Genomic DNA, 26,972 nt, shown 5'->3' with positions numbered 1-26,972 from the left:
GTAATATATCTTATGCTACGCGTTATTTTGCATGGCTTATCTTCACAGTAAAAATATCTTTACAGGGTAATTTTGTCGGGTTCAATTGAGGGAGAATAACCTCAATACCCTTTGCGGTCTTCGCAAATTTAAGTTCACCATCAACACCCAGCATAGTTACTTTGGTGTCGGGGCTTACTTCGATATCGCGGATCTCAATTTTACCGCTATCAGGCCAAACTGGAAGCATACCGTAAATTGTATCAGCCTTTTTAGTGAAATAGAGTTCTTTATGGGCATTGCCTGGTTTTGGCTCCAGAGTCATTTCAAAAATCGGAAAGCCAGATTTAAAATCAGAAGCTGTGAACTTAGGCACATTGCCCTCACTCCACTGACAGGCTTTTTTCCATACTACGGTATCGTAGATTGCCTCACCATTTACTTCCAGCCATTTACCCATATCGATAAGTCGATTCTGCATCACTACTGGTATACGACCATCAGCCGTCGGACCAATATTAAGCAATAGATTACCGCCACGGCTCACCAAGTCAACGAGCATAAAGACAAGCTTGCGAGTGCTATTGTACTGCGTGTAATCTTCATTGCGGTTAAAGCCAAATGAGTGCCCCATACCACGATTTTCTTCCCAGGGTTTATCAATACCTTCAAAACCAGAACCATATTCAGTTGTGAAATAACCACCATGCTTACCACGACCTTTGCCCCAACGATCGTTTATCACCACTTCATCACGGTTCATTGCACCATTGAATAGTTGTGCCAAAAGCGGTTTAGTCTGCCAGAAATTATCATCTGCCCACCAGTCGCCATCTGAAAAAATGAGTGCTGGTTTATATTTGTTAACGAGTTCACGAAATTGTGGATACATAACTTCACGAATGTATTTATTATGTTTTTTCATATCAATATTGTTAGCTTTTCGTTTTATATCGATACGGTCGTCATAGGGATTAAACCAATCCCAAATCGAGTAGTAATAGCCCATTTTCATGTCGCCTTTGGCACGAACTGCATCTCCCAGTTCTTGACAAAGATCGCGACCCGGGCCTGAATCTACTGTGTTCCATGGCATGCCAAATGATTTACTTGCTTCCTTATTGGGCCAAAGTGTGTAACCATCGTGATGCTTAGCTGTCAAGACGACATATTTAGCACCGGATTTTTTGAAAATATCGGCCCACTGATTAGGATCAAACATTTCGCAATTAAATTTCTCGCGAAAATCCTCATAGCCAAAATCTTTACCATAAACACGATTGTGAAACTCGTTCACTTTAAGGTGGCGTGACATCTTGATTTCTTTTTGACCAACTGGTTTAACTTTCAGAGCATTCCAGTACCATTCAGCATAAGTACCATGAGGGGCAAATGCAGGTACTGAATAGAGTCCCCAGTGAATAAAAATACCAAACTTCGCTTTGTTATACCATTCGGGCACTGGACGTGAATCAAGTGATTTCCAATCGGCGGTATAACGCGTTTTCATTGGTTTTGCGGCCATTTTCTTAGAAATCTCTATCGCTTTCTGACGGTCTTCAGCATCATAATCCCAGTATTCTTCAATAATCTCGTTAAAGGGGAATTTTTTATCATCTTCTTTGTAGTCTGCACGTAATTGTTTGAGTTGTGCTTTGAGTTCTTTAATTAAAGCTAGGTTTTCTGCTTTATCATACACATTATTCATCTCTCTAGGGTCATTCACCAAATCATAGAGTTCCCAAGCTGGAGGTGTTGTAGCTTCATTTGACCAAGAAGACCCATAGAACATAATAAGTTTGTGTGTCTTAGTACGAATGGCAATATGCGCAGGGTTGTCGTGATGAAACATATTCATCCAATAATGATAATAAGCTGCTTGCTTAGTTGATTCATTTTCTTGACCTGATTCGAGTTCATCTTTAAAGCTTGTACCCTGCATATATTCTGGTGTTGCGGCTCCCGCAAAATCCAACATGGTTGGCGCAAAGTCAACGTTCTCGTTGATAAAGCTATGCTTCGAACCCGCTTTCACACTTTTTGGGTAACGAATAATCATTGGCATGCGCATGGTCTCTTCATAGGCCCAACGTTTATCAATGTAGTCATGTTCCCCAAGCATGAAACCTTGGTCTCCCGTATAGATAATCACTGTATTATCGTAAAGTCCTTTAGCTTTAAGGTAATCAACCACACGCTTTAAATTGTCATCGACACCCTTAACGCAACGAAGGTATTTTTTGATATACGTTTGGTAGGCTTGCTTTTTGTATTCCTTATCAGATAAATCCTGACTTATGGCTTCCTTGGGGAATGCCTTCGATAGGTCAAGTCCCATATTGCGACGAGGGTTTCTCTTACCGACTGAAGTCCCAATTTTATTGATTAATTCATCATTGTGACCACGTGTGGCAATTGATCCGTGATTGCCCTTATCCCACATATTGGCGGGCTCTGGAATAACGGCATCCTTTAGATAGGAATCGTAACGCGGAGCATTCTCAAACATATCATGAGGTGCTTTGAAATGATACTTAAGGAAAAAAGGTTTTGTTTTATCGCGATTATCTAGATAACTTAAAACGGAATCGGTAATGCAATCTGAGCTATGGCCTTTCATCTGTACCATACCTTTTTTACCCGTTTCAAAAAAACTAGGATCAAAATACTTACCCTGTCCTTTCAGTACTTTATAATAATCGAACGCTTCTGGGCGGTCGTGTAAATGCCACTTGCCGATCACTGCTGTGCTGTAGCCAGCTTTTTTCATTTCGTAAGCTAAATATTGCTTTTCTACTGGTAATGGATCGGCTAAAATAGGCGCTCCATTCACCGCACTATACTGCCCCGTCATAATGGAGGCTCGACTTGGTGTACAAATTCCATTAGTACAAAAAGTATTACTTAGTAAAGCGCCCTCCTTGGCCAAGCTGTCTATCGTCGGCGTTGGGTTAAATTGCGCCAATCGCCCGCCGTATGCTCCTATTCCCTGAGTTGTATGGTCATCTGACATGACAAATAATATATTCGGCTTCTCGGCCGCTACTGCTGCCAAACTAGCTGCAGCAAAACTAAGTTTAAATAAAAAACTTCTAATTTTCATTGGTGTCTCCGTTTGTTAAGAATGTTACTTCACTTAAAGAGACGCAACGTTTTTTGACTTATAGACAGTACTTTGATTTTTTATTGCTTTCTATGAATTCGGATCTACTCAAGCTTGACATATGATTTATATCTAACTTATATTAATGCACTTATTTAAAGCTTGGAAACACACATGGAAGACGTCTATAAAACTCGTCATACACTTATTCAAAAAGTCAAAAATCAGCATGATAATCACGCTTGGGAAGAATTTCTTCAAGTCTATCACAAATACATTTATGCCATCATCCGTTCTGCGGGAATGAATAAAGATGATGCGGGTGATATCATGCAAGATATTTTATTGCGCCTATGGAATCGCCTACCAAAAATGGATGAAGGAGAAATTCGACGTTTTAGGAGTTATTTAGCGACCATCACAAAAAATTGTATCGCAGATTTTATAAGAAAAAAAATGCGCCACAAAGACAAGCTTAGTCACGTTGCCGAAAAAGATGTAAACTTAAGAAGTTCCGAGCTCCCCGAAATAGATGAAATTGCCATTCGTGAATGGGAGAACTATTTAACTAATCAGGCTTTAACAAATATTTCCTCATCCTTTTCCGGCAAAGCTATCGAAGCCTTTAAGCTTACTGTCCAAGGATATAGCCTAGAGGAAATCGCCAATATTTTAGATATTCAAAGTCAATCAGTTTACCGCCTTAGAGGCCGGGTTAAAGCAAAGTTGATTGAAGAAGTTGCTCGCCTTAGAGAGCAACTTGAATAGTTTTAGTAAAGCTATTTCCGTATAAAGGCATCTGAAGAAATCACATCAATCAACAAATCCTTAAAGGGATAATTTGATGCTTTTTCTTGCTCCAAAATCTTACTCACTTCATCTTTGTCACTTCGCGTTAAATGGCGCCCTACTGCGTGTTTCAAAAGTTTATTAGTTAGGTTTCGAGCAAATAAATCCTTACGCGACATGAGTACCTTTTTGAGCGAGGCTAAATCACTTAGCTGTTCACCGCCGGGCAGCTCTGATGAGCCATCAACTTTATGGCCATTGCGAATCCACTTTTTATTTTTTCTTGTATCCCAAACATTGCGATTATAGCGAGGCCTAAACTCACCTATTGGGTCGTAGAGTTCTAGTGGAAAACCATAGGGATCTATTTTGGAGTGACAGTCAGCACAAGCTTCCACATCACGGTGCTTTGCCAAGCGCTCTTTAAGGGTTTTTGCTCCTCGTACATCGGGCTCTAGTGGCTCAACATCTGGTGGAGGTGGCGCTGGTGGCGTTCCTAAAATATTTTCAAGAACCCATACGCCACGAATGATTGGAGAAGTATCTACACCATTAGCTGTAAGTGTTAAAATCGATGCCTGACCCAACAAACCTCCACGACCTATATTGGCTGGAAGTGCCATTTTTTTAAGCTCTTCTTGTTGAACTCCTTCAATGCCATAAAGATCCGCTAGCTGCTTATTGATAAATGAATAATCCGCATCTATAAAGTCTGATATAGCTTTATTATTTTTTAGGATGTAATCGAAAAACATGCGACTCTCATCCCTCATATATTCTTTCAAATTGTCGCGATAATAATTATAAAACTTGCGTTTATCAGGAGGCATTTCTCCTAACTTGGATAAATGCAGCCAACTGTTGGTAAAACTATTGGTGAAAAATTCTGCTTTGGGATCTTTTAGCATCCATTCACTTGCTTCACGACGAACTTCCTTGTCCTTCAATAAGTCAGCTTGCGCCAAGTTTAAAAGCTTTTCATCGGGAAGGGATCCCCAAATTGCGTATGAAAGTCGACTAGCAATCTCATAGGAATTAAGTTCTTTACCTGGTTCTGATTTCTCAGAAATATAGAGAAAATCACGTGAAACCATCACGGCCTGAAGTGCCAAAAGAAGTGCTTGGCGTTGAGTTTTACCTTCAAACTGAACCATATCTCGAGCCATTTTTATATAGGCTTGCATTTCACCTTCTTCTAAAGGTCTGCGATAGGCTTTCTCCGCAAATGAATTTATCGCCTCATCTAGCCTAATCTGAGTTCTCTTGCCACCTAGGTAAAGGTCATTCGCTGTGGGTAAATGATCTAGAGGCCCCTCCATTTCAAAGCCATGAATTCGAATAACTGGTCCCTGCCAAGATTCTGAAACCATGCGACCAGGAACGGTGTTTTTTCCGCTGATCGTATAACGATGAGCTCCCTGCTTAGCAGAATAAGTAATATCATCATGATACTTAGCTACCACGTAGCGCATCCAAGAATCCGATACACCAGGGCCATTCTGCCAATTCACAAAGGGGAATTGACCTGAGTTTAGCCAGACCGTTAATTCGTAATCCCCTGTCTCATTATCTTTAAGATCATACACTTTCAAAAGTTTGCGATGGTTCGTCCCAGAAGGAGTAATTCCCATTTGAGAATCAGCTGAATAAAGGCCCAGTTGCATCGGAACTGTGAGGTCACAAGGAATCATACTAACATCATAAGGATGACTTAAACGATTGGCCGCTTCTGCTTTGATACGAATTTTATAATATCCGGATTTTAATTTATGTCTCTGATACATTAATTTTTCAGGTGCAGTAGCCATGGAATTTTTATCGTCTAAATCACGCTGACCTGATCCGATATCAATATATTTATGCTGATTGTTAAACTTAAAAACCCAATCTCCATTAGTCTTCATTTCCAAGCCCCAATCATTGGGTTCCAGAGATACGAGAGTTTTCTGCCTTTTGGGGCCAAACTGAAAAGCTATATCTAAATACTTTTTAGCGGCATCTAAATAAGAATCTAAATGACTCTCTGACATGATTTGGCTTTCACCAATATTTAAAAAACCATGATCCTCATCATCTGCGGGAAAACTCTTTGTATAATCCAGCATATTCGTGTCTAAGCCAAGTAGGTCTCGTACTGTATTTTTGTATTCCTGAATAGTTAAACGACGCAGTACGGCTCCTGAAGCCTTACTATTTTTTTCTAGATCCAAAAGAGTTTTACTCAAGAAATCAGTTATTTCTTTAATCTCTTCAAATTTGGGCTGTTTTTCTTCCTTTTTGGGAGGCATTTCACCTAAGTGAAGCTGATCAAGGATATCATTTAAATCAAAAACGCGATGTTCTGAACTTAGGTCGACATCATTGCTACCCTCTATAAAAAGTTGATCGAGACGAACATCACCCTTTTGCTTATCTTCTCCATGGCATTTAATGCAATAGCTTTCCACAAAGGGACGCAATACTGATGCATCAATTTTTAAATTATTGTCATTTGCTGCTTTTAGTGAAAGAAGACTTAATAAAACACAAAGAACATACTTCATTACACCGTCTCCAAACCTTGAAGTGGGCCTGTTGAACGATTAAAGCTATCAATATCTAAGCCAAAGTTCTGCAACATCGACAAGTAGAGATTACACAATTCTACCGAAGCGCCCCCAGATTGACGAGCATAATGCTTATGTTCACCATGCTTGAAACCTCCCCCAGCTAAAACGACGGGGAGATTGCGATTGCTATGGGAATTACCACTACTCATGCCACTACCAAATAGTGACATTGTAGAATCAAAAAGAGTTTGCCCCGAGGGTTCTTTAACTTCTTTAAGCTTATCCAGAAAATAAGCAAAACCCTGCATGTAGGCTTTTTCAATAATCAACAATTCATCCATTGTCTCCTGTACATTCCCATGATGCGACAAGGTATGATAATCGTGTGCGACGCCTTCAAAACCACCGTAATTTGAACCGAGTGCTGAAAAACTTAAACTAATGACTCTCGTAGAATCAGTCTGTAGAGCTAAAACCATCAAATCGTAGTAAAAGTTCATCCTTTGTGCGAGATCTAATTGATCAATATCGCGATCTAGAACATAGTCTGTTTTGGGTTTACTTTTATGCATCCATTGACGCGATTGCTCTGCTCTTTTTTCAAGCTCGCGAATAGACGTAAAGTACTGATCAAGTTTCTCTTTATCTTTTTTACTAAACTTCGATTCATGTTTTTTCGCATCATGACAAACCAAATCCAAAATGGAGGATTTGTCTTTTAATCGTTTTTCAAATTTTGTTTTTTGACGAGCTCCCATGTCCTGAAATAAAAGTGAGTATAGATGAGATACTTTAGAAACTTGGACTTTTGCAATGCTATTAGAAGACCATGAAATCATGTTAAATGCATTACTCGTCGCACCCAAGACTAGAGATGGATATCTCGTTTGAGCGCCTACAAACTGAGCCGCCTTTTGGTCTAGAGAAATATTTCCTTCCTTGTAAGCAGCGGCCTCACTAATCTGTATGCCATTGAGGAAATAACGCGTACTTTGATGGCCGCCCCCCATATTATGATCAAGCCCTCCAAAAACAGTAAAATCATTCTTGTGCTTAGCCAAAGGCTTTAAAAGAGCTGGGAGTGTATAGTTTGAACCCGAATCGACTGGATTAAAATACTTTGGCATGAAGCCATAAAAAATTGCTCCACAGACCATTCTTTTGGGAGATTTCATGGAGTCTTTGGCCGTATCTCCCATAGCTTCCATCATCGGCAAGCTCATTAATGCACCACCGGCTCCTCTAAGAAAAGTCCGGCGATCCAGAGGCATAAATTTTTTCACATACATAGCGTTCTCCGCTTTTAACTCTTTTACGTTGAAAAATTGTATTTTCTTACAAGCTCATTCACAATTTAACACCTTTATATACCAAGAGTGATTGAGCTGTAAAAGTATAGACGTATGAAATAATTATTTTTAGACAACTAATAATATAATAGCGGAGACTTTTTATAAATGTTACAGTTTATCAAAAAAATATCTCTAGACTTTAGGCAAAAAATCATAGAGCTACGGAAAGAGATTATCGCTGAGAAAATAATCGCCTATAAAATCCAAATAAAAAGTCAACTTATCTTTATTAACGGTGTAGTTAATTGGAATCAAAAAATTACGACAGGAAATTTATGAAATACTTACTCTGCCTTGGCCTATTAATATCCATCACTACTTTTGCTAAAGAAAAAATGAATGTTCTCTTTATCTCTGCCGATGACTTAAATTGCGACATCGGCCCTTACGGCAACAAGCAAGTCAAAACCCCAAACCTCGATAGACTCGCTAAAATGGGCACAGTTTTTGATCGTGCCTATTGCCAACAACCTCTTTGCGGCCCCAGTCGAGCTAGTATCATGTCGGGTTTACGTCCCAATAACCTAGGCGTCTTCACCCTAAACGATAAACTTCGAGGGCGGATACCGAACTTAGTTACCATGGGGGAATTTTTCCAAAGCCAAGATTACTACTCAGGTCGCGTCGGTAAAATTTATCATTACGGAAACCCCACTTACATCGGTACTAATGGCCATGATGATGAGCAGACTTGGACTGAACGTTTCAACCCCATAGGGATTGATCGTACACAAGAAGAAAACATCATTCGTTACCCTGGAGGAATAACAGGCAAGAAAGGCCGCCTTGGCATTTCTATGGCATGGTGGGATCCTGTCAGTGAAGATAATGAACATACTGATGGCTTAGTAGCCGACCGAGCGATCAAAATGATTGAGGCTAATAAAAACAAAGCCTTTTTTATTGCCGCAGGCTTCTTTAATCCTCATTGCCCTTACGTCGCACCAAAAAAATATTTCGATATGTACGATATAAAGGACATCAAACTTCAAGACCTCGATGAAGCTAAAAAAGAACTCGAAGATGTCCCTGCTTTAGCTATAAGTCGTGATGGTGGCCAACGCTGGCCTTATTTCTACAAGGGTTTAAGCCGAGATGAGGCCAAGCAATGTAAACTTGCGTATTACGCAACAGTTTCTTTTATAGATGCTCAAATCGGTCGTATCCTCGATTCTCTAGAAGAACATAACTTGATGGATAAAACGATCATCGTCTTTTGGTCTGACCATGGTTATTTTCTCGGAGAGAAAGGTCTATGGTTCAAACGCAAAGCTTTTGAACGTTCAGCTCGTGCTCCCTTAATTATTGCTTCTCCAAGTTCAAAACAGGGACAGATCTGTAAAAGCCCTGTAGAAATGCTCGACATTTACCCCACTCTAGTTGAAGAAACGGGTTTCCAAATCCCCAAGGAACTAGAAGGTTTGAGCTTAAGCCCCCTACTCAAAAATGCTCAAACTCAATGGTCTAAAGCAGCCATAACCCAAATCCACCACGCTTCCGACAAACAAGGATACTCAATTCGCACGAAAAAATGGCGATATACAGAGTGGAATGAAGGTCGTGATGGCAAGGAATTGTACGACCACGAAAATGACCCAGAAGAAAGAGTTAATCTCGCCTCCTCCCCTGAATATACACAAATCATGACTCGACTGAGCCAAGAAGTTCAGAACTATAGCAAGACTTACGTGGCTAATTCAAAAAAAGTTAAAAACAACAAAAAGAAATAATTGCTTCCGTACTTTTTCTCTTTCACTGTATAGAAAATCAAATTCACTAGCAATTAACTTTATAACTAAAAATCATTTAAAGCGGGACAAATCATGCATCGAATCATCTTCTTCCTCATTTCCATCCTTGTTCTAACGAGCGTTGCCGACGAGAGACCTAATATCATTTTAATTCTCGTGGATGATATGGGCTACTCAGATCTTGGCTGTTTCGGTAGTGAAATCAACACACCCAATCTCGATAAACTCGCCGATAAAGGCATTAAATTTACGCATTTCACCAACAACTCCAAATGTGAAACAACTCGCACAAGCCTCATGTCAGGTCGCTACCATACAGAAACATATAACGATAATCATAGCACTGTCACCATTCCGGAAAATCTTGGCTTAGCGGGATATCAAAACTGGATGGTGGGTAAATGGCACATATTTGATAAACCCATGAAACGTGGCTTTGAGCGTTATTTCGGTTTTCATGAAGGTGCCACCAACTTTTTCAATGGAGAAGGCACGGGTGGTGGCTATTCTTATTTCGATGATGAAAAACCTTACGAAATGCCTGCCGATTTTTACAGCACAAATGCATTTACAGATTACGCATTAAAATATATTGATGAGCGCAAAAAGGGAAAACCCTTCTTTATGTACATGGCCTATAATGCCCCTCACTACCCCCTACAGGCTCCAAAAGAAGAAGTTATGAAATACCGTGGAAAGTATATGGATGGATGGCAGGCACTACGTGAAAAACGCTTCAAACGCATGAAAGAATTACAAATAATCCCCCAAGATATGAAACTTTCAAAACCTGAAGCTAATATTAAAAATTGGGACAAACTTTCCTCAGAAGCTAAAGACGATATGGACCTTCGCATGGCCACTTATGCCGCTATGATTGATATAGTCGACCAAAATATCGGTCGTGTGGTCAAAAAACTAGAAGACGAAAAAATTCTCGATAATACGCTTATTATTTTCCTCAGCGATAATGGTGCCTGCCCCTTCGATCGTACGCGCGAACCCACAAAAGAAAATAATTACATGCCTTGGGATGCTCGCTCCTATATATGCTACCCAGCTTCGTGGGCTAACGCCTGTAACACTCCCTTCCGCATGTACAAACAAAACCAACACGAAGGTGGCATTGCCACAAGTATGATTGCTCACTGGCCAAAAGGCATCACCGTTCCAGGAACTTTTAACCGTCAACGCGGCCACCTCATCGATTTCCACGCTACTTTTCGTGACTTAGCCAAAATTAATTACCCCTCTGAGTACAAAGGCAAAAAAAGCGCAAAAGTACGTGGCATTAGCTTAGTCCCTAGCTTTAAAGGTGAAGCTCGTCCTGAACATGAATTTCTCTACCAAAACTTCGCGAATAGAAAAACGGCACTCATTATTGGCAAATGGAAATTGGTCGACGCCCAAGAACTCTATGATCTCGAAACGGACCGCATCGAAAGCAATGACCTTAGTCAAAGTAAGCCCGAACAATTTCAATACATGCTAAGCCAATGGATAAAACGTGACAAAGAATTAAATAAGGGAAAAGCGTCCACTCAGAAAAAGACTAACAAAAAAAAGAGATAAACTCAACTATTTCTTATATATCTTTAGTAAGAAAAATCTAAACTTGCCATTGCTCTCAGCTATGCCAAGTTTTTTTTTGTCTTAGACATCCAAAAGTAAAAATAGCTTGCGTATATTCTATATACGACAACTAAATTATAGGTTCACTAATGAATAAATTCACGAGCTCTTTTTACTTTATGGCAATGCTAACCAGCTCAGTCTTTGCAGAAAATCAATGGCGTATTGATAGCGAGCAAGAATGGAGTGAAGCCAAGTCGGAAAGTTTAAAAATGAAAATTGAAAAAGGCTTTGTTCATCCTCAAGAAAACAAGGCAACTTTTTCGAGTATTATAAAAACATTTGACGATAAACAAAAACTAAAAAACATCACCTTTAAGCAATCGGCTATATGGGATAACTGGGAGCAAATTGACGACATCACTCCAAAGGGTTTGGGCAACGCCTATGTTTTTCTGCCCGTCGCACCTGGTGATTACTACATTTTAGCACAAGCACCTAGACCCAAAGTCGAATATCCTAAAGGACTTTCTAAACAAGATAAAAAGAAATTTCTCAATAATTATTATAAAGAGAACCCCTCAAAAAAACCTAGTGGTGGCTATCATGCATGGCATAGTACTGACCTAAAAAATTGGACAGCTTGCGGCCCAGTCTCCAATAGTAAATGGGTTACCACAGCCGAATACGCTGATGGGAAGTTCTACATCTATTACGACGAGCCAAATGACCAGGACCCCCACCTCATTATTGATGAAAATTTAAAGGATGGTAAAGTCGGTAAAGAAATGGGCAAAGTTTTTGACGATCCCACTCATGGATCCGACATTGCCGCTTTTCGTGATGACGATGGAACCTTTCATTTAATCTATGAAGATTGGAGCCCCATCAATGCTCAAGAAAATGCCTGGGATTCACCTTTAGCAGGACGTGTAAGTAGCCCCGATGGTATCAATGGTTTTACTTTTGGGCAACATCCCAATATCATCGATCACAGAACCACCCCAACAGGCAAAAAGGGAACCTTCAGACATGGCGCTACAAAAGCTATTAATGGCACGGGAATCCTAGAATACGAAATCCACGAACCCAAACAAAATGCCTACGGAGATTACTCCATGATTAAAATTGGTGAAGATTACCACATCTTCTGCGATTATGATCCTGCTGATCACTCACAAAACATGCGTATGGGACGCTTCACTGGCAATGATTTGAATAAGGAATTCACTTGGTCAGGTTCTATGGGCGACGGTTTCCATCCCGACCCAAGCATTGGTTTTGCTGAAGGTAAATTTTATGCCGTCATGCAAAAAGAAACTGACTTCATGAGCACAGGGCCTTGGCTCGATGGCGTCGAGGCTAGAGCGGGAGTAGATAGTAATGGCGATGGAAATATCGATCAGTGGACTGACTGGCAAAGGATTAAGGAAAGCTATAGTCAAAAACCGGGCTTTGCTCGAATTGTCGATGTCCAAGCTGCAACTCTCGATTGTAGTGAACTTCCTGCTAGTAAAGCATTTCAATTTGAGTTCAAAACTACTGGCATTCATAACAAACTCAAAAATGAACTCATTCACCCCATCATGGATCGCGTCGAACTAAACTTCGAATAAAATCACCATCCATTAACTACTCACGCGCCAATTAGCTTAGCCTAATTGGCGCATTTTTTTGAACTAACAAAGAACCTTAAACCCATTAGTCTTGCTCATTATATAAGGCTATTACCCCTGTATAGAATCTCTATGACACTGCCAGTAAATAGACAAAACATTTTCCGTAATAACTCATAAACTCCTCAAATTAAAACCGTTCGTAAACCTCCTGATTGGATAGGCCATCCTGAGTACGAGCCTCATTTCGACGAGTTTGAAAAACGCCGCGAATACAAAGGACAAATCTCTAAGTGGCGCGAGAAACAAGCTAAGAAAACTCAGAAAAAATAAACTTACGCTTCCACTTTTATCTAAAAGCCTATAAGTTGCTGTCTAAATTTTCCTCGAAAACCACAGCAAGCCAACAAAACTAATTGAACTCATTATGAAAACACTTTTAGAAATCTTCCTTTTCCTATTCATGAGCCTTAATTCTTGGGCAAGTGAAGTTAAAACTATTGAAGTTCACGCCAAAAAAATGAACTCACAAGTTAAAAACTACATCATTCTTCCTGAAGGCTATCAGACGAATGACAAAAGCTATCCAGTACTCTATTTACTCCACGGCTTTGGTGATACTTACAAAAAATGGGTAGATGCAACTACCATAGAGCAACTTGCGGATCAACATCAGCTCATCGTTGTTTGCCCAGATGCTGGTCGTAGCTGGTACTTTGATAGTCCCATTGACCCCAAATCGCAATATGAATCCTACATCACTCAAGACCTAATTCCTTACCTCGACAAAAACTTTCGCACCAAGGCAGATCGTGGTAACCGGGCTCTCTGCGGACTCAGCATGGGTGGACATGGCTCTATGTACCTAGCGCTACGTCACAAGGATCTCTTTAGTATTGCCGTCCCCCTAAGTGGAGGTTTAGATATACGTCCCTTCCCTAATAATTGGAAACTCAAAAAATATTTGGGAGACATCAATAATCACCCAGAAAACTGGGAGAAAAACACAGTCCTTGAACTCGCTAAAAATTTAAAAGATGGGGAACTCGCTATCTCAGTTGATTGTGGTTCAGAAGATTTTTTTGTGGGCCTTAATCGCAACTTCAAAAAACTTCTCAATGATAAAAAAATAAAATTCTCTTATCAGGAACACCCCGGCGCTCACAATTGGTCCTATTGGCAAAAGGCCATCGTTCGTCAATTGCCTTTCATCATGGAAAATTTCGAAAAGAAATAATTCAGTTCACGGATTCAGATGAAAATAAGTTTTTTACTCATTTAATTGTAACAAGTGTTTTATTTGTAGGTTCAATCAGCGTAACTATAAATGACATGTCGCTTTGGGTAGCTGATTTGTCGCTTTATAACATTTACGAACTTACGATATTCGGTGATATTAATTGTATTAAAACAAACTTTAGGAATGCATATGAAAATAAAGAAAATGATTCTCGCGTCCATGCTTTTAAACTCAATCGCTGTACAAGCTGATATTAAACCTGCCACCTTGTTTAATAGCAAGATGGTCATTCAGCGTGACACTCAAGCTCCCATCTGGGGCAAAGCTGATGCAGGGGAGAAAGTTTTAGTAAAAGCTAGCTGGGGTGCCCAAGCCGAAACCACGGCTGATAAGAATGGGAAATGGATGGTAAAACTAGCCACCCCTAATGCAGGTGGACCGCATAGCATTAGCTTGGAAGGCAAAAACAAAATCACTCTTAATGACGTCCTAAGTGGTGATGTTTGGCTCTGCTCGGGTCAATCAAATATGGAATGGCGTGTACAAGCCTTAAAGGGTTCACAAAAAGATATCGAATCGGCCAACTACCCGGAAATCCGCCATTTTAAAGCAAGAAACACACCGAGTCCACGCCCCCTAGATGACAATTATGGCGACTGGCAAATTTGCACTCCACAAAATGTTCGTAACTTCTCTGCTACTGGCTACTTTTTTGCCCGTGAAATTTATAAAAACGAAAAGATCCCTCTAGGTATTTTATCCATCAACTGGGGTGGAACGCGCATCGAACCATGGATAACACCCGCTGGTTTTCACATGGTTCCTGAACTTAAAAACTTAGCGAATCAAGTTGATGCCGTCAATCCTCAAACAAAAAGCGGTAATGCAGCCTTTAAAAAATATATCGCAGAAATGAAAGTCTGGATCGCTGAATCAGAAACATCCTTGAACAATATGGAAGTACTTAGCGATGCCCCAAAACTGCCTTCCCTTGGTAGTTCACATCAATCTCCTACTTACCTTTACAATGGAATGATTCACCCCATAGTTCCTGCTGCACTCAAAGGTATTCTTTGGTATCAAGGAGAATCCAATGGTCATGAGGGCGTCACTTATTATCACAAGATGCAAGCACTTATTAAGGGCTGGAGAAAAACCTTTCAACAAGCAGATCTGCCCTTTTACTATGTTCAGCTCGCAAACTTCCAAAAATCTGATCCAAACAATGCAGCTGGAGGTGATGGCTGGGCTCGCCATAGACAAGCACAGCTTGACTCTTTACAAATAGAAAACACCGGAATGGCCGTGATTATTGATGTTGGTGAAGCCAATGATATTCACCCACGCAACAAACAAGATGTAGGGAAACGTTTAGCTCAATGGGCGCTTGCCAAAGACTATGGTCATAAAGACATTGTATATAGCGGACCATTATTTAAAGACATGAAAGTTGAAGGAAACAAAGCCATTGTTTCTTTTGAACATCTTGGCAGTGGCCTGATGTCTGCCTATAAAGTAGGAGAAGCTTTTCCAAAAGAACTAACAAGTAATAAGCTCAATTGGGCTTCAATTAAAGACTCTGATAATCAATGGTATAAAGCTGAGGCTATTATCCAAGGTGACAAAGTTGTGTTTAGCAATGCTAAAGTAAGTTCACCTAAAGGTGTTCGCTACGCATACTACATGAACCCAGAGGGAGCCAACCTTTATAACAAAGAAGGCCTACCAGCAAGCCCCTTCACTTTTGAAGTAGCTCAGTAAAGCTTTATATAAGGACCTTGCTTTCATCCATTACTTTTGCTTTCTCCGCAAATTTATTTGCGGAGAAAATTGAAGTTCTATTGTTCACAAGAGATAAAAAAAATCTTCAATTTCTTAATTAACTAGAACCTTAAACTTAAGCAGACAAGCCTTTTCAGAATCACTTAAATTCAAAGACGAATTAAATATCATCTTTAAATAATTCCTAATTTAGTATGATTCTTTTTTGCGGAGAAGGTTAGTTATAAAATGCACGAAAATGTAGAGTGCTGATGAGATCAAGACAATGCAGGGACCTGTGGGGATATCCCAACTGATACTGCAGACAAAGCCTAGGGTTACTGAAAGCAAGCAAATTAGCGAGGCCCACACCATACAATGCCAAAGACGTTTACTGAGCAAGGCAGCTGTCACGGCTGGCAAAGTCATGAGGGCTATAACTAAGACGATGCCAACAATTATAGTCATTGCAATCACGGACAGAGAAATAATACTTAGTAAGAGGTAATAATAAAATGCCGAGTTCACGCCTCTTAGACGAGCATATTCTTCATCAAAACAAACCATCTTGAGTTTATTATAGAAAAGCACGCCACAAAAGAGTACCAGGGCATTTACCCAAAGTATGACTATTACATCTTCTTTGCTGACAAACATTATGTCACCAAAAAAGATTGCCGTTGTGGAAAGGGTTTTTACGTTTTGCGCCATATGTAAAAGTATGAGGCCAAGAGCCATACTAACCACCATGGTAGACGAAATAACGGAGTCGCCTTTCTCTTCATTGCGAAGAGTGCAAAAGCCAATAAATAAGGCCATGAGAATCGTGAAGAATGCCCCTCCAACAAAAGGGTGCATAAGAAGGCCCGTTTTTTCTTGGATGAAATAAGTTATGCCTATACCAGCAATTGAACTGTGACCAATGGCGGTAGCTACGTATGAGAGTTTACGCACGTAGACATAAGATCCAACCACTCCGAAGGAGAAGCTTCCGACGAGTCCAGCTAAAAAAGGCCAAAAGAGAAAGCCGTTTGGAAGAAGTTCTTTAAAAAGATCCATCATTGGGGGCCACCCCGATAGTAAGTCATTAATTTATCTTCTTGTATATCTGCCGCAGATAAATCTTGAAGACTACGATTAACCACAAAGGCCCTATCAATATCACCTGTTATGAATGAAATATCATGTGAAACAGTAAGTACTGTCGCTTGCCCCTTCAACTTATTGATAAGTTCACGAAAATCCTCTGCCGAGCTCGGATCGACATTGGCTGTGGGCTCATCCAAAAGCAGTAAAGCGGGGTGAGATGCAATTGCTCTTGCAATGAGTACTCGTTGACGCTGACCACCGGAAAGACTATTAAATTGCTGCTGCCCTAAATCTCCAATGCGCATAAATTCCATCGCTTCTTGAGCTTGATCGTGACAAGCCTTTTTATGGCGACTAAAAATGGAATGAAGGTGACAGCCCATCAAGACGACTTCCTTCACTGTGATAGGAAAGTTCTTGTTGAGTTTAACGTGCTGAGGTACATAACCAATTTGGTCACAAGTATGATGTGCGGCAGTCCCAAAAATTTTGACCGTTCCCGAAGCGGGACGTAAAAATCCTAGAAGTAGCTTTAATAAAGTAGTTTTACCTCCACCATTGGGGCCAATGACACAAATGTTTTCACCATGCTTAACCTGAAGATTTAGGTTTTGCAAAATATGTTTATCGCCATAAGCAAAAAACATATCTTTGATCTCAATCACTGGACCATTGAGGTCGTGACAATGATGGTGATGATTTTCGTGATTATGATCGTGGCAGGAATGCATGTTTTACAGGGACTCTATTGCCAGTCTAAGTAGCGCTAGCGTGTCTTCTTGTAAGGGATTAATTTTAATGATTTTTGCGCCTGTACGAGAGGCAATCATTTTGGCTGGACGATCATTAAATTGCGCCTGCATGAAAATGACTTTCACTTTATCTTTTTTAGCTTTATTGATAATCGTTAAGAGTTCTCGTGGTGTAGGCGTTTTTTGATTTACTTGTATATAAACTTCCTGTAAATCATATTCTTTGGCGAGGTAATAAAAGACTCCGTGATAAGAATAAAACATAGGTTGCGTAATCTTTGCTCTCTTTTCTATAATAAATGCTTCGCATTCAGAAAGTTTTTTTAGATAGCTATCCAAGTTTTTTTCAACATCACTTTTAGCTGATTTATTCTTTGAAATTATGGCTTTGGAAATTGATTTTGCTGCACTTCTCAAAAAGCTTAAGTCCAGCCATAAATGTTCATTTTCTTCTACAAAATCGGATCCCAAATTGATAGTATCAGTCCTTAATTTGATCAACTTCTTCTCAAAATCCATTGTCCCGACCACCATCATTAAATCAGCCTTCTTAATTTGGCTTATCTGACCGGGGCTAACACTAAAAATATGAGGATCTACAGAATCGCTCATTAGGCTCTTTACTGTGACCCACTTACCACCAATTGTATTCACTAAACCTTTTAAAGGAGGGATGGAGACCTCAACTTTCACTTCACCTTTGGCAAAAACTTGAGTCGTCACAAGAAAAAACAAGCATACGAAATACTTCATTGAAAACCTTACTGATAATTAATTATCATTAAAACTAGAGCTGCTTAAGTAAAAAGCAATAATGATAATCCATTTTCATTAAGAATAGCCATGACAAAGATCATCATGTAAACATCCTCATATCTCAGTAGAATGGATTCATTTATGAAAGCTATTTAATAAAAAACATTACATTTTCGTCATAAACCATGACAGTTTGTCTATTTTGGCTCCGTAATCATTAAACAGGGAGTCAATAAATTAAAAGGGAAAAAGATGTTTGCTACACTACTCACAATTCAAATACTTACATTTACGTTCATTATCACCGATCTCGTTAAAGGACTTAAGTAAAGCTCCCGCTTCAATAGCCATAAGTTTTGACTCTTTCCCACATCACTCAAAGAAAAAATTTAGAGTTTTGCTAAGGAATTCAAAAAGCTATCTTTCCAACTCGCTGAAAGCGCTGGGTAATATGCCAACTTTAACAAAGCTTCACGATTCTTTTTATCACGGTAACGAATCTCATTACAATGCGCTAAGGAGTATTTCCCACGTTCAATTAATTGCAGTTCTTGCCCCGCTTCAACACAGCCTGGATTTAAAACTCGGAAATAAAAACCCGTTTTCCCACTCGACTCGACTTGCTTAGTTAAATCTTTTATTTTCCAACGACGTGCCAGCTTCCAACATGGTTGACGTGGCTGAGAAACTTGAACTAAGACTTCTTCTCCGATTTTATATATGTCTCCAACGTGAACACTTTCTTCACAGGCATTTGCAAGTGTAAAGTTTTCTCCAAAGGCCCCGTGTTCAAAATCACCAAGTTGATCTCGCCAAAACTCACTATGATCATCTGAATAGACGCAAATAGCTTTATCACTACCACCGTGATGGCGACGGTCGGCTTGATCGTCCTTTGCAAAACCTTCATAGCCCAAATGAATTGCACCTCCTACAGGTTTTTTATAAAAACCCGTGGTCCATTCTTTGTCCCACCATTCTCCGCTACCCGTATCTGAAATCGTTTTGATTTCACTGACTTGTAAACTTTTAATGAACATTATTCCCCGCTTATTTAAGCTAAATAAATCTATCTAACAGGATTCATCTAGGTGTTTTAGTATTGTTCTTAAACTTAAATGTAAAATAATAATATTTTCTGAAAATTCTGACTCAATCATTTTCTTTTTTCATCAAAAATGGCAAGTTAATATTTATGACTGGCTATGAACATGAAAGATAAATTGAGAAAAATTATCCACGTAGATATGGATTGCTTTTTTGCGGCGGTGGAAGTTCGCGATCAAAGTGAACTCCAGGGCAAACCCGTGGCTGTAGGTGGAGCTGCCAAGAGACGTGGTGTCATTGCCGCAGCAAATTACGAGGCGCGTGCTTTTGGGGTACATTCCGCCCTCTCCACTGCAGTGGCTTTAAGGCGTTGCCCAGAGCTCATCTTAGTTCGTCCCAACATGAATAAATACAAAGAAGTCAGTGCAGAAGTTTTCAAAATCTTTCGAAAATACACCCAGATCATCGAAGCGATTTCTCTTGATGAGGCCTTCTTAGATGTTAGTGATTCACCACTTCATCACGGGAGTGGCACACTCATTGCTCAATCCATAAAAAAAGATATTTTTGAGCATACTGGTCTTAACGCCTCCGCTGGCATTGCTCCTAATAAATTTTTAGCCAAAATTGCTTCTGATTGGATGAAACCCGATGGAATCTACACTATCCCCCCCGAAAACGTGGCGAAATTTGTTCAGCAATTACCTGTAAAAAAGATCTGGGGTGTTGGTAAAGAAACCCTTCGCGAACTACGCAAATTTGCTTTAGAAACATGTGCTGACTTACAAAAAATCTCTCCCGATAATTTAGCTAAAGTCATTGGCACTAATCGTGCCGAAGAACTCATTGCCCTTGCTCATGGAATTGATAATAGAGAGGTCCAATCCAACCGCGAGCGCAAATCTTACACTAGAGAGCGAACCTTCGATAGCGACCTAAGTCATAGTGAATGCCTAGAAGCTTTAAGAACGGTGTTTGATGAATGCAAGAAAAAACTCCACAGCTACCTAAAAGAAAAACCGCAATACAAGATCAAGACTTCAGTACTCAAAGTGAAGTTTGCCGATTTTACTTCTACCACAGTCGAGTGTGCAGATTTGAATTTCAACTGGGAAGTCATGGAAGCTTTGCTCGTCAAAGCATTAGAACGCAATCAACTTCGCGTTCGCCTGTTGGGCTGTGGAGTAAAATTCACAAAGAATGATTTAGCACAGCCCGATTTATTTTAATTGTGCTTGTCAACAACCACATCAGTCACCGGGAATGAACAACAAGCCAAACGGCGTCCCTCTGCTAATTCTTCATCGCTGAAAAACTCTTCATTTACATGACGTACTTCGCCTTCCTTCAACTGCACTTCACATGAACCGCAAATCCCCGATTTACAGGAATGACGTACGCGTACTTTTTTGCTATGGAGAAAATCTAGTAAGCTTTGTTCCTTACTGTACTCATAATCCACACCCTTATAATTCACATTAAGGGTACCAGAGAAGCCTGAATTTACCGGCGCTGCAACTTGGAAGAGCTCCTTGTGAAAGTTGGATTTCGAAACTTTTTGAGAAAGGGCTAATTCTTGCAAGTCGCTCATCATGGCGTCTGGCCCACAAGTGTAGAATTCGGCTCTTTTAAAAATAACTCCCGCTTCTTCCAAAAGTTCTTGATTAACTCGCCCGCGCTTACCAGTCCACTCAGGATCTTGATCACCACTTATAATTGGTACGTAAATCAAGTTGGGATTTTCAGAAGCCAAATCAAGTAATTCTTGATGAAAAACCAAATCTTTTAAATAGCGTGAGGCGTAAAAGAAAAATAGCTTGCGAGTATCTTTTATTGCTAAGGCATATTTGACCATGGATAAAACTGGCGTCACACCAATCCCACCTGCAACAAAAACACTTGTTAAAGCCGCTTGCTGAAGTGTAAATTTCCCTTCTGGCTCCTCACAAGTTAATTCATCTCCTATTTTGACTTCGGAATGCATCCAAGTGGAACCTAAGCCACCCTCAATGAGTTTGACCGAAATTTCATATGAACCAGGATTGGTCGGTGAACTACTGAGTGAATAAGGACGTAGGACATCACCATCCGCGCCCGTATGAATCGTTAAATACTGACCTGCAAAATATTTTTTGTAAGTATCCATTGGCTCCAAACAAAAGGTTTTTATGGTGGGGCAATGTTCTATTATTTTGCTAACTTTTACTCGCATGCTTAGTTCCTTGATTCTGAGGCTAAAAAATTCTTTTTGATAAAATCTGCCTTTTCATCTGCTTTTCAAGCTCGAAAAAAAACTCTAAGTTGAAATCAATTTCTCCCCTGCTTGAATTGAATTTAGGCAAGCTCAATCTAAAATAAGCCTCTACTAAGAAAATCAGCTCCGGAATAAGTTAGAACTCAATGGTCAATAAAGAAGATAAAGAAGCAGCGAAAAAAGTTTTTCGCACTGTGAAAGGTTTAGTCAAAAACTTCTTTTCTAATGATCCCCGTACGCAAGTATCTCCTGCTACAAGTAAAGGCACAACAAGCAAAAATGACCTTGCGGCAGAACCAACAGATTTAAGCACTAATGACAAGGTTTCTTTTGAAGCCGATGCTGTAGAACAAGAAACTAAGCCCACAATGCGCTCGTACCAAGAACTCATTGTTGATTATAAAAACCGACAAGAAAACTATACTCAACATAGTGACCAAGCTCAGGTAGTCATTTCTCACTATCGCCAAATCATGCTTGATAAACCCTCTCTCGATCCAGTAGATCATTTACTCACTCCTGAATCTAATCAAGCAGAAGTCAGTGAAGAAGCTGTTTTAGAAGTAGAGGTTATCGCTGAAGAAAGTGTTGATGAAGATGCACTCGTTAGTGAGCACCTGAATAAACGAGAAGCTGATAGTTTAAACTACAAAGTTCCCGACCTCTCATGTTTCATCAATTCAGATGAATATGTCCATACTTCCGAAGATTGGAAACAAGGAACAATGGAAACTATTCAAGACACTCTTGATAGCTTTCGCATTGATGCGGTCGTTCAGCAATTAACTTGCGGACCCCGCATTGCACGTGTGGACATACGCCCTGCGCCGGGCGTGAAGGTCTCCGATATTGCCCGTCTGAATAATAACTTTGCCATGGAATTGCATTCCTCTTCCATTCGTATTTTAGCACCTGTACCAGGACAACCCTATGTAGGCGTAGAAATCCCATCTCCAAATCCCAATCCGGTTGCTATTCGTGACCTCTTCACTACATCAACTTGGACGAAATCCAAAGATCCCCTACCTCTTGTTTTAGGTCGGAATACTTCTGGAGAAGCCATTATACTCGATCTTGCTCGCGCCCCTCATTTACTGATTGCGGGTTCAACTGGCAGTGGTAAATCAGTTTGTATTAATACAATTCTCGCCTCTTTGCTAAGTAAATTTTCTCCCGCTGAACTTGAGCTCATTTTAGTCGACCCAAAAGTTGTTGAACTCAGTGTTTATGGAACCGTTCCTCATTTGCTCATGCCAGTAGTTAACGACCCTAAAAAAGTTCCTGCTATCTTACAATGGGTGATCGATGAAATGAAAAGACGCTATGGTGTTTTGGCGAGTGTCGGCGCACGAAATATAGCCGCTTTCAATTCAAGAAAAATTAAAGAAGATGAAGATCCATCTACCCCTAAACGCTATCCCTATATGGTCATAGTGATTGACGAACTAGCTGATATCATGATGAATGCGGGAAATGAGGTAGAGACCTACTTAGCTCAAATTGCTCAACTCTCTCGTGCGGTGGGTATCCATACGATTATTGCAACTCAGCGTCCGAGTGTTGATGTTCTGACGGGAATCATCAAAGCCAATTACCCTACAAGAATTGCATTTAAAGTCTCTTCCCAAATTGATTCACGCGTCATTCTCGACACCAAGGGAGCAGAGTCACTACTCGGCCAAGGTGACATGCTATTCCGAGCTCCTGGTGGAGCCACTAGCGAACGTTTACAAGGAGCGCTTGTGCGCGATGAAGAAATTGAAGACTTAGTTAAAGAATGTTCCTCCTTGATTCAGGCCGACTTTGATAATGAACTTGCCCAATTACTTATGCGCCAAGCTCCAAAAGAAAATGAAGAGGCAGTCGATACACTAGAAATTGATAATGAAGACTCGCTACTTCACGAAGCCATTGAGATCATTCGCCAAGATAGAAAGTCATCTATTTCATATATTCAACGTCGCTTACGAATCGGCTACAATCGCGCTGCGAGTATTGTCGAAGAACTTGAAAACCGCGGCATCCTCGGACCTCAAAAGCCGGGCGGAAAACGTGAAATATTTTTGGATTAAATGACTTATGCCCATTGATATCACAGCCGAAAAACTTATTAAAGAAATCAAACGCGATCTTCAAGATACACTTGATTCACTTCAAGATGACTATATTCCAACCCGCGTTCTTCAAGATGCTTTTTATGAACATAATTGCCCCGAGTTTGAATTCTTTTTAGCTTCATTTAGCGACACACCTTCGGCACTCATTGAAGAACTCTGTAAAAAAGAACTTGAAGAAAACGCTGCCATTGCCTTGGCATCTCATTCACGACTACCTGTATCAGCCATGACGATGATTGCCCGCGAGAGTCAACACAATAGTCAAAAAATTGCTCTCTCCGCAAACCCCGCTATATCCCCTCAAGCTGCCAATACTTTAGCTCAAGACCCCTGTATCAGTGTTCGAGCAAGTCTTGCTGCCAACAAAGAAGTCCCTTTACGTATTCGTGAATACTTACATTTCGATACCTCGCCCGTCGTACGCTTAGCCGGCTTGCAACGCTTTGCTGATGAAGAAGCTTTTAAACGTGCTTGTTTTGATTTGGATGTTCAAGTTAAAATCAAGGCCATTTTCACGGGACGATACGACGATGAGTTTCTAGCCGTTTTAGCTCATTCCAATGATCATATTATTCAAAGCACCCTACTTGAACGAAAAAATCTAAGCCCGAAGATATTACGTCCACTGATGTTTAGTCCTTACTTAGATGTAGCGACTTCTTGTTTAGAGCTTTTTGAACTCGATCCTTGTGATCAGGCTGGCATACTTAGTTTTCACCCTCGGCTCATTGAGCAAATGCTTAAGACGCAAAGGCTCTGTCCACAAGTTTTAAAAGAATTCATTCATGGTGCAGAAAGCGATGCATTACTGCTCTTACTCGAAACGCAAGATTTAGAGCTTGATGAGCTCATTAAACTCGCAGAAAATGCTCAAGCCGACGTAGCCAAAAAGTTGATTTTCGTTTCCGACAATCACCCCGATATTATACGCACTCTATCACGTGCAAATAAAGAAATTTTATATACATTAGCGCTCTATGCCGATCTTCAGCCCCAACAAGTGGCTCAACTTTTTTCGGATAGCGATCGCCTACTCATTTATATTTTAGCAAAGCGCGGTTTTAAATGCCCCGAACTTCCCGGTCTTCTTGCTCAAGAACTCCTTGAAGACCCCATTCCAAGCATCCGTGAATTTGCCTTGAGTTCAAAGGAACTCAGCCCCCAATCAACAACAACACAGGAGATTAACCATGGCTAAAAAAGCCCTCAGTTTCATTGACCTAGTCACTGGCGCCGATACCGACACCCTACGCGCCGCCCTAGAAGCCCGTAGTAAAATTGATGAATTACTCGTTTTACGTCACGAAGCTTACCGTAAAATTGCCGAACTCGAAGAACAAGTCAACAATGTTGTTGGTGACGAAGGCACCTTTGAATTTGATGCACCTGAATTCGACGTCGCTTTTGGAGGCAAGTCCCCCAAGAAAAAAGCACCTGCTAAAAGCGCAAAAATTGATCCTTCTGAAACAGCTCAGGATGATGCTCCTGCAGAAACAGATGAAGAAGAACCTGAAGAAACTCCAAAAAACGAGGACAGTGCTGAATAAACACAGCTCATTAATTCCATGAATCCCACTGATCACATACGATTACAAGAACTGCTTCTCCAGAGGCAGGAACTCTTTGCGTCTATATATCGTGCTGAAAGTGAGATCGCTAGTTTAAGTGAAGGTAAATTTAAGATCCCTCCTGTTCCTGTTGATTTACCTTCTTCACAAAAAGCTAGTAGTAAGAAAAAGGCTTCTGCCAAAAGTAGTAAAGCTAAAGTTCCTGCCCTTCCTCATCGCCAAGCCTTTTATTTGATCAAGAGTGGCGAAACTCGTGAGGAAATTTACGAAAGTCGCGCCCTGTTGATGGCCCGCCTCAAGTTAGATGAGATCCCTATTAGCAGTGCTCATACTGCTCATTACCTAAAAGGTGAACTTGAAATCATTGCTGATTTCTCTCCTTAAGCTGCTTAGAATTCTTCTCGCCATTGAATTCACTTCTTAAACTGATTAAACTATAGAAACAAATTGAGTGGATGCATGATTGAAAGTGAATCAAATGAAGAAAGTGTGCTTTTAAATTGTTTGCGAAGTCCGCAAACTTACGACTTTAACCACCCTTTTGACTTAGATAAACTCAAAAGTTTATGTACATACCACCGCATTCGTCCTCAGCTTTACGAACTTCTTAAAGCAAACCCTCACCTCCCCGAAGGCTTCAAATCCTATCTCAAAGAGCATCGTAAACAATGGACTTTTCGCAACCTTGCTTTTCTACGTGAAGCTCAAACTATTAATCACGCTTTCGATAATGCGGGTATTGATATTCTTTTTTACAAAGGTGGACTCCTCTCTCAAAAAATCTATGGTGATTTTTCCATTCGCGAATCCTGTGATCTGGATATTATTGTCCCTCCCAATAAACTTCTACAAGTAGGTGAATTACTCACTGAACTTGGCTACAAGATAAGTCGGGATCCAGAACTCTGGGGCAAAGAGGTTTTTGTAAAAGCAGATTCTGAAATCGAATGGTTTAATGAAGAAAAACAGATTACTATTGATCTTCATTGGCGTCCAAACCATCCACGGACCGGGCTCAACTTTTCTTTTGTTGATTGCATCAAACACGCTCAAGTTTACGAGTTTCAAAATCATGACTTTACAGTCATGCAAGCAGAATTTACTTTTTTACTATTAGCCTGCCACCGAATTAAATCTCCTCAACGTCGTCTCTGTCATTTACTCGACTTGCTCACTTTAAGCCAAAAAAATACGCTAGACTGGAATTTAATTGCTCAACTCAGCAAAGAATTTGATTTACAAAGAGTACTAAGTAAAACCTTTACATCTATTCTCGCGATCGATCCCGAAATAAAGACACCTAACGCTATCAGCAAGATCCTGCCTCCAAATTGGCAAAACGATCATATATTAAATGAAGATAGCCATCCCCTAAAACCCTTCCGTGAAAAAGACGTCTCATGGTTTAAGAAATCTCTTAACTTCATGCTGTACTCGGCTTCGAATCACGACTCAGTTAGAAAAAAAATCAGCTGCAATTGCTATATTTTCTTAAGACCTAGTGTTGAAGTTATGAGAAAAATTTTACTCAGTCCCAAGCTCTCTTACCTATATCCCCTAATCATTCCTTTCGTTTATTTTCAGCTTGCACTAAAAAAGAAAAATTGAAGCTCTCGAGCTCGACATTTTTTACTTTCAGCTTGACATAATTTAATTCTTTCCCATTATGATCTAAAA

At 40.2% G+C, this 26,972-nt stretch carries 20 protein-coding genes; 12 read left to right on the top strand and 8 right to left on the bottom strand.

The window, feature by feature from the left end; all coding sequences use genetic code 11:
• Positions 1–22 precede the first annotated feature (22 nt).
• Positions 23–3,082, bottom strand: a complete 3,060-nt coding sequence (locus PQO01_RS07390) for an alpha-L-fucosidase (RefSeq protein WP_274313387.1) — start codon at positions 3,080–3,082, stop codon at positions 23–25.
• Between the two features lie 174 nt (positions 3,083–3,256).
• On the opposite strand from PQO01_RS07390, the gene PQO01_RS07385 reads away from it, so the two are divergent.
• Positions 3,257–3,850 carry an RNA polymerase sigma factor gene (locus PQO01_RS07385; protein ID WP_274313386.1) on the top strand — a complete coding sequence of 198 codons (594 nt, stop codon included), beginning with the start codon at positions 3,257–3,259 and terminating at the stop codon, positions 3,848–3,850.
• Between the two features lie 11 nt (positions 3,851–3,861).
• Here the strand turns inward: PQO01_RS07385 and PQO01_RS07380 are convergent, their stop codons facing one another.
• Both PQO01_RS07380 and PQO01_RS07375 read right to left on the bottom strand, forming a co-directional pair.
• Entirely contained in the window at positions 3,862–6,414 is a 2,553-nt protein-coding gene (locus PQO01_RS07380) for a DUF1592 domain-containing protein (protein ID WP_274313385.1), read from the bottom strand.
• Positions 6,414–7,709 carry a DUF1552 domain-containing protein gene (locus PQO01_RS07375; protein WP_274313384.1) on the bottom strand — a complete coding sequence of 432 codons (1,296 nt, stop codon included), beginning with the start codon at positions 7,707–7,709 and terminating at the stop codon, positions 6,414–6,416. Before PQO01_RS07375 ends, PQO01_RS07380 begins: the two co-directional genes overlap by 1 nt.
• A gap of 338 nt (positions 7,710–8,047) precedes the next feature.
• Here PQO01_RS07375 and PQO01_RS07370 point away from each other — a divergent pair, with 338 nt between their 5' ends.
• From PQO01_RS07370 to PQO01_RS07350, 5 genes are all read left to right on the top strand, one after another.
• On the top strand, positions 8,048–9,502 hold the full coding sequence (locus PQO01_RS07370) for a sulfatase (RefSeq protein WP_274313383.1): 1,455 nt from the start codon (positions 8,048–8,050) through the stop codon (positions 9,500–9,502).
• 93 nt (positions 9,503–9,595) lie between these two features.
• Positions 9,596–11,095 carry an arylsulfatase gene (locus PQO01_RS07365; protein ID WP_274313382.1) on the top strand — a complete coding sequence of 500 codons (1,500 nt, stop codon included), beginning with the start codon at positions 9,596–9,598 and terminating at the stop codon, positions 11,093–11,095.
• A gap of 149 nt (positions 11,096–11,244) precedes the next feature.
• On the top strand, positions 11,245–12,711 hold the full coding sequence (locus PQO01_RS07360; protein ID WP_274313381.1) for a glycoside hydrolase family protein: 1,467 nt from the start codon (positions 11,245–11,247) through the stop codon (positions 12,709–12,711).
• 427 nt (positions 12,712–13,138) lie between these two features.
• Positions 13,139–13,948 carry an alpha/beta hydrolase gene (locus PQO01_RS07355; RefSeq protein ID WP_274313380.1) on the top strand — a complete coding sequence of 270 codons (810 nt, stop codon included), beginning with the start codon at positions 13,139–13,141 and terminating at the stop codon, positions 13,946–13,948.
• 192 nt (positions 13,949–14,140) lie between these two features.
• Positions 14,141–15,712, top strand: a complete 1,572-nt coding sequence (locus PQO01_RS07350) for a sialate O-acetylesterase (protein WP_274313379.1) — start codon at positions 14,141–14,143, stop codon at positions 15,710–15,712.
• A gap of 210 nt (positions 15,713–15,922) precedes the next feature.
• Here PQO01_RS07350 and PQO01_RS07345 read toward each other — a convergent pair whose 3' ends face one another.
• The 4 genes from PQO01_RS07345 to PQO01_RS07330 form a co-directional block, all read right to left on the bottom strand.
• Entirely contained in the window at positions 15,923–16,774 is an 852-nt protein-coding gene (locus PQO01_RS07345; RefSeq protein WP_274313378.1) for a metal ABC transporter permease, read from the bottom strand.
• Positions 16,771–17,532, bottom strand: coding sequence for a metal ABC transporter ATP-binding protein (locus tag PQO01_RS07340; protein ID WP_274313377.1), 762 nt, complete (start codon positions 17,530–17,532; stop codon positions 16,771–16,773). The genes PQO01_RS07345 and PQO01_RS07340 overlap by 4 nt, the downstream gene beginning before the upstream one ends.
• A 3-nt stretch (positions 17,533–17,535) precedes the next feature.
• Positions 17,536–18,306: a metal ABC transporter substrate-binding protein gene (locus tag PQO01_RS07335; protein WP_274313376.1), complete on the bottom strand. Its 771-nt coding sequence runs from the start codon at positions 18,304–18,306 to the stop codon at positions 17,536–17,538.
• A gap of 392 nt (positions 18,307–18,698) precedes the next feature.
• Positions 18,699–19,349: an MOSC domain-containing protein gene (locus PQO01_RS07330; protein WP_274313375.1), complete on the bottom strand. Its 651-nt coding sequence runs from the start codon at positions 19,347–19,349 to the stop codon at positions 18,699–18,701.
• A 171-nt stretch (positions 19,350–19,520) separates the two neighbouring features.
• Between PQO01_RS07330 and dinB the strand changes: the two genes are divergently transcribed.
• Entirely contained in the window at positions 19,521–20,585 is a 1,065-nt protein-coding gene (gene dinB / locus PQO01_RS07325; protein WP_274313374.1) for a DNA polymerase IV, read from the top strand.
• Here dinB and PQO01_RS07320 read toward each other — a convergent pair.
• A complete protein-coding gene (locus PQO01_RS07320; RefSeq protein WP_274313373.1) occupies positions 20,582–21,568 on the bottom strand; it encodes a flavin reductase family protein in 987 nt (328 codons plus the stop codon). The genes dinB and PQO01_RS07320 overlap by 4 nt on opposite strands.
• A 188-nt stretch (positions 21,569–21,756) precedes the next feature.
• On the opposite strand from PQO01_RS07320, the gene PQO01_RS07315 reads away from it, so the two are divergent.
• The 5 genes from PQO01_RS07315 to PQO01_RS07295 all read left to right on the top strand — a co-directional run bounded on the left by PQO01_RS07315 (position 21,757) and on the right by PQO01_RS07295 (position 26,903).
• Positions 21,757–23,682 (top strand): DNA translocase FtsK, encoded by a 1,926-nt coding sequence (locus PQO01_RS07315; RefSeq protein ID WP_274313372.1) that lies wholly within the window; start codon positions 21,757–21,759, stop codon positions 23,680–23,682.
• Positions 23,683–23,689: 7 nt separating this feature from the next.
• Positions 23,690–24,925 carry a hypothetical protein gene (locus PQO01_RS07310; protein ID WP_274313371.1) on the top strand — a complete coding sequence of 412 codons (1,236 nt, stop codon included), beginning with the start codon at positions 23,690–23,692 and terminating at the stop codon, positions 24,923–24,925.
• Positions 24,918–25,274: a hypothetical protein gene (locus PQO01_RS07305; RefSeq protein ID WP_274313370.1), complete on the top strand. Its 357-nt coding sequence runs from the start codon at positions 24,918–24,920 to the stop codon at positions 25,272–25,274. Before PQO01_RS07310 ends, PQO01_RS07305 begins: the two co-directional genes overlap by 8 nt.
• Positions 25,275–25,292: 18 nt before the next feature.
• Positions 25,293–25,679, top strand: a complete 387-nt coding sequence (locus PQO01_RS07300) for a hypothetical protein (protein ID WP_274313369.1) — start codon at positions 25,293–25,295, stop codon at positions 25,677–25,679.
• 75 nt (positions 25,680–25,754) lie between these two features.
• Positions 25,755–26,903 (top strand): nucleotidyltransferase domain-containing protein, encoded by a 1,149-nt coding sequence (locus tag PQO01_RS07295; RefSeq protein ID WP_274313368.1) that lies wholly within the window; start codon positions 25,755–25,757, stop codon positions 26,901–26,903.
• Positions 26,904–26,972 lie beyond the last annotated feature (69 nt).

Origin of the sequence: Lentisphaera marina (genome assembly GCF_028745505.1) — a bacterium.
Lineage (GTDB): Bacteria > Verrucomicrobiota > Lentisphaeria > Lentisphaerales > Lentisphaeraceae > Lentisphaera > Lentisphaera marina.
This window is presented reverse-complemented; position numbering and strand designations above follow the sequence as displayed.

Excerpts from the sequence above, each read along its gene's own strand:
- PQO01_RS07390 (WP_274313387.1), bottom strand. The coding sequence starts at position 3,082 with ATGAAAATTAGAAGTTTTTTATTTAAACTTAGTTTTGCTGCAGCTAGT.
- PQO01_RS07385 (WP_274313386.1), top strand. The coding sequence starts at position 3,257 with ATGGAAGACGTCTATAAAACTCGTCATACACTTATTCAAAAAGTCAAA.
- PQO01_RS07380 (WP_274313385.1), bottom strand. The coding sequence starts at position 6,414 with ATGAAGTATGTTCTTTGTGTTTTATTAAGTCTTCTTTCACTAAAAGCA.
- PQO01_RS07375 (WP_274313384.1), bottom strand. The coding sequence starts at position 7,709 with ATGTATGTGAAAAAATTTATGCCTCTGGATCGCCGGACTTTTCTTAGA.
- PQO01_RS07370 (WP_274313383.1), top strand. The coding sequence starts at position 8,048 with ATGAAATACTTACTCTGCCTTGGCCTATTAATATCCATCACTACTTTT.
- PQO01_RS07365 (WP_274313382.1), top strand. The coding sequence starts at position 9,596 with ATGCATCGAATCATCTTCTTCCTCATTTCCATCCTTGTTCTAACGAGC.
- PQO01_RS07360 (WP_274313381.1), top strand. The coding sequence starts at position 11,245 with ATGAATAAATTCACGAGCTCTTTTTACTTTATGGCAATGCTAACCAGC.
- PQO01_RS07355 (WP_274313380.1), top strand. The coding sequence starts at position 13,139 with ATGAAAACACTTTTAGAAATCTTCCTTTTCCTATTCATGAGCCTTAAT.
- PQO01_RS07350 (WP_274313379.1), top strand. The coding sequence starts at position 14,141 with ATGAAAATAAAGAAAATGATTCTCGCGTCCATGCTTTTAAACTCAATC.
- PQO01_RS07345 (WP_274313378.1), bottom strand. The coding sequence starts at position 16,774 with ATGATGGATCTTTTTAAAGAACTTCTTCCAAACGGCTTTCTCTTTTGG.
- PQO01_RS07340 (WP_274313377.1), bottom strand. The coding sequence starts at position 17,532 with ATGCATTCCTGCCACGATCATAATCACGAAAATCATCACCATCATTGT.
- PQO01_RS07335 (WP_274313376.1), bottom strand. The coding sequence starts at position 18,306 with ATGAAGTATTTCGTATGCTTGTTTTTTCTTGTGACGACTCAAGTTTTT.
- PQO01_RS07330 (WP_274313375.1), bottom strand. The coding sequence starts at position 19,349 with ATGTTCATTAAAAGTTTACAAGTCAGTGAAATCAAAACGATTTCAGAT.
- dinB (WP_274313374.1), top strand. The coding sequence starts at position 19,521 with ATGAAAGATAAATTGAGAAAAATTATCCACGTAGATATGGATTGCTTT.
- PQO01_RS07320 (WP_274313373.1), bottom strand. The coding sequence starts at position 21,568 with ATGCGAGTAAAAGTTAGCAAAATAATAGAACATTGCCCCACCATAAAA.
- PQO01_RS07315 (WP_274313372.1), top strand. The coding sequence starts at position 21,757 with ATGGTCAATAAAGAAGATAAAGAAGCAGCGAAAAAAGTTTTTCGCACT.
- PQO01_RS07310 (WP_274313371.1), top strand. The coding sequence starts at position 23,690 with ATGCCCATTGATATCACAGCCGAAAAACTTATTAAAGAAATCAAACGC.
- PQO01_RS07305 (WP_274313370.1), top strand. The coding sequence starts at position 24,918 with ATGGCTAAAAAAGCCCTCAGTTTCATTGACCTAGTCACTGGCGCCGAT.
- PQO01_RS07300 (WP_274313369.1), top strand. The coding sequence starts at position 25,293 with ATGAATCCCACTGATCACATACGATTACAAGAACTGCTTCTCCAGAGG.
- PQO01_RS07295 (WP_274313368.1), top strand. The coding sequence starts at position 25,755 with ATGATTGAAAGTGAATCAAATGAAGAAAGTGTGCTTTTAAATTGTTTG.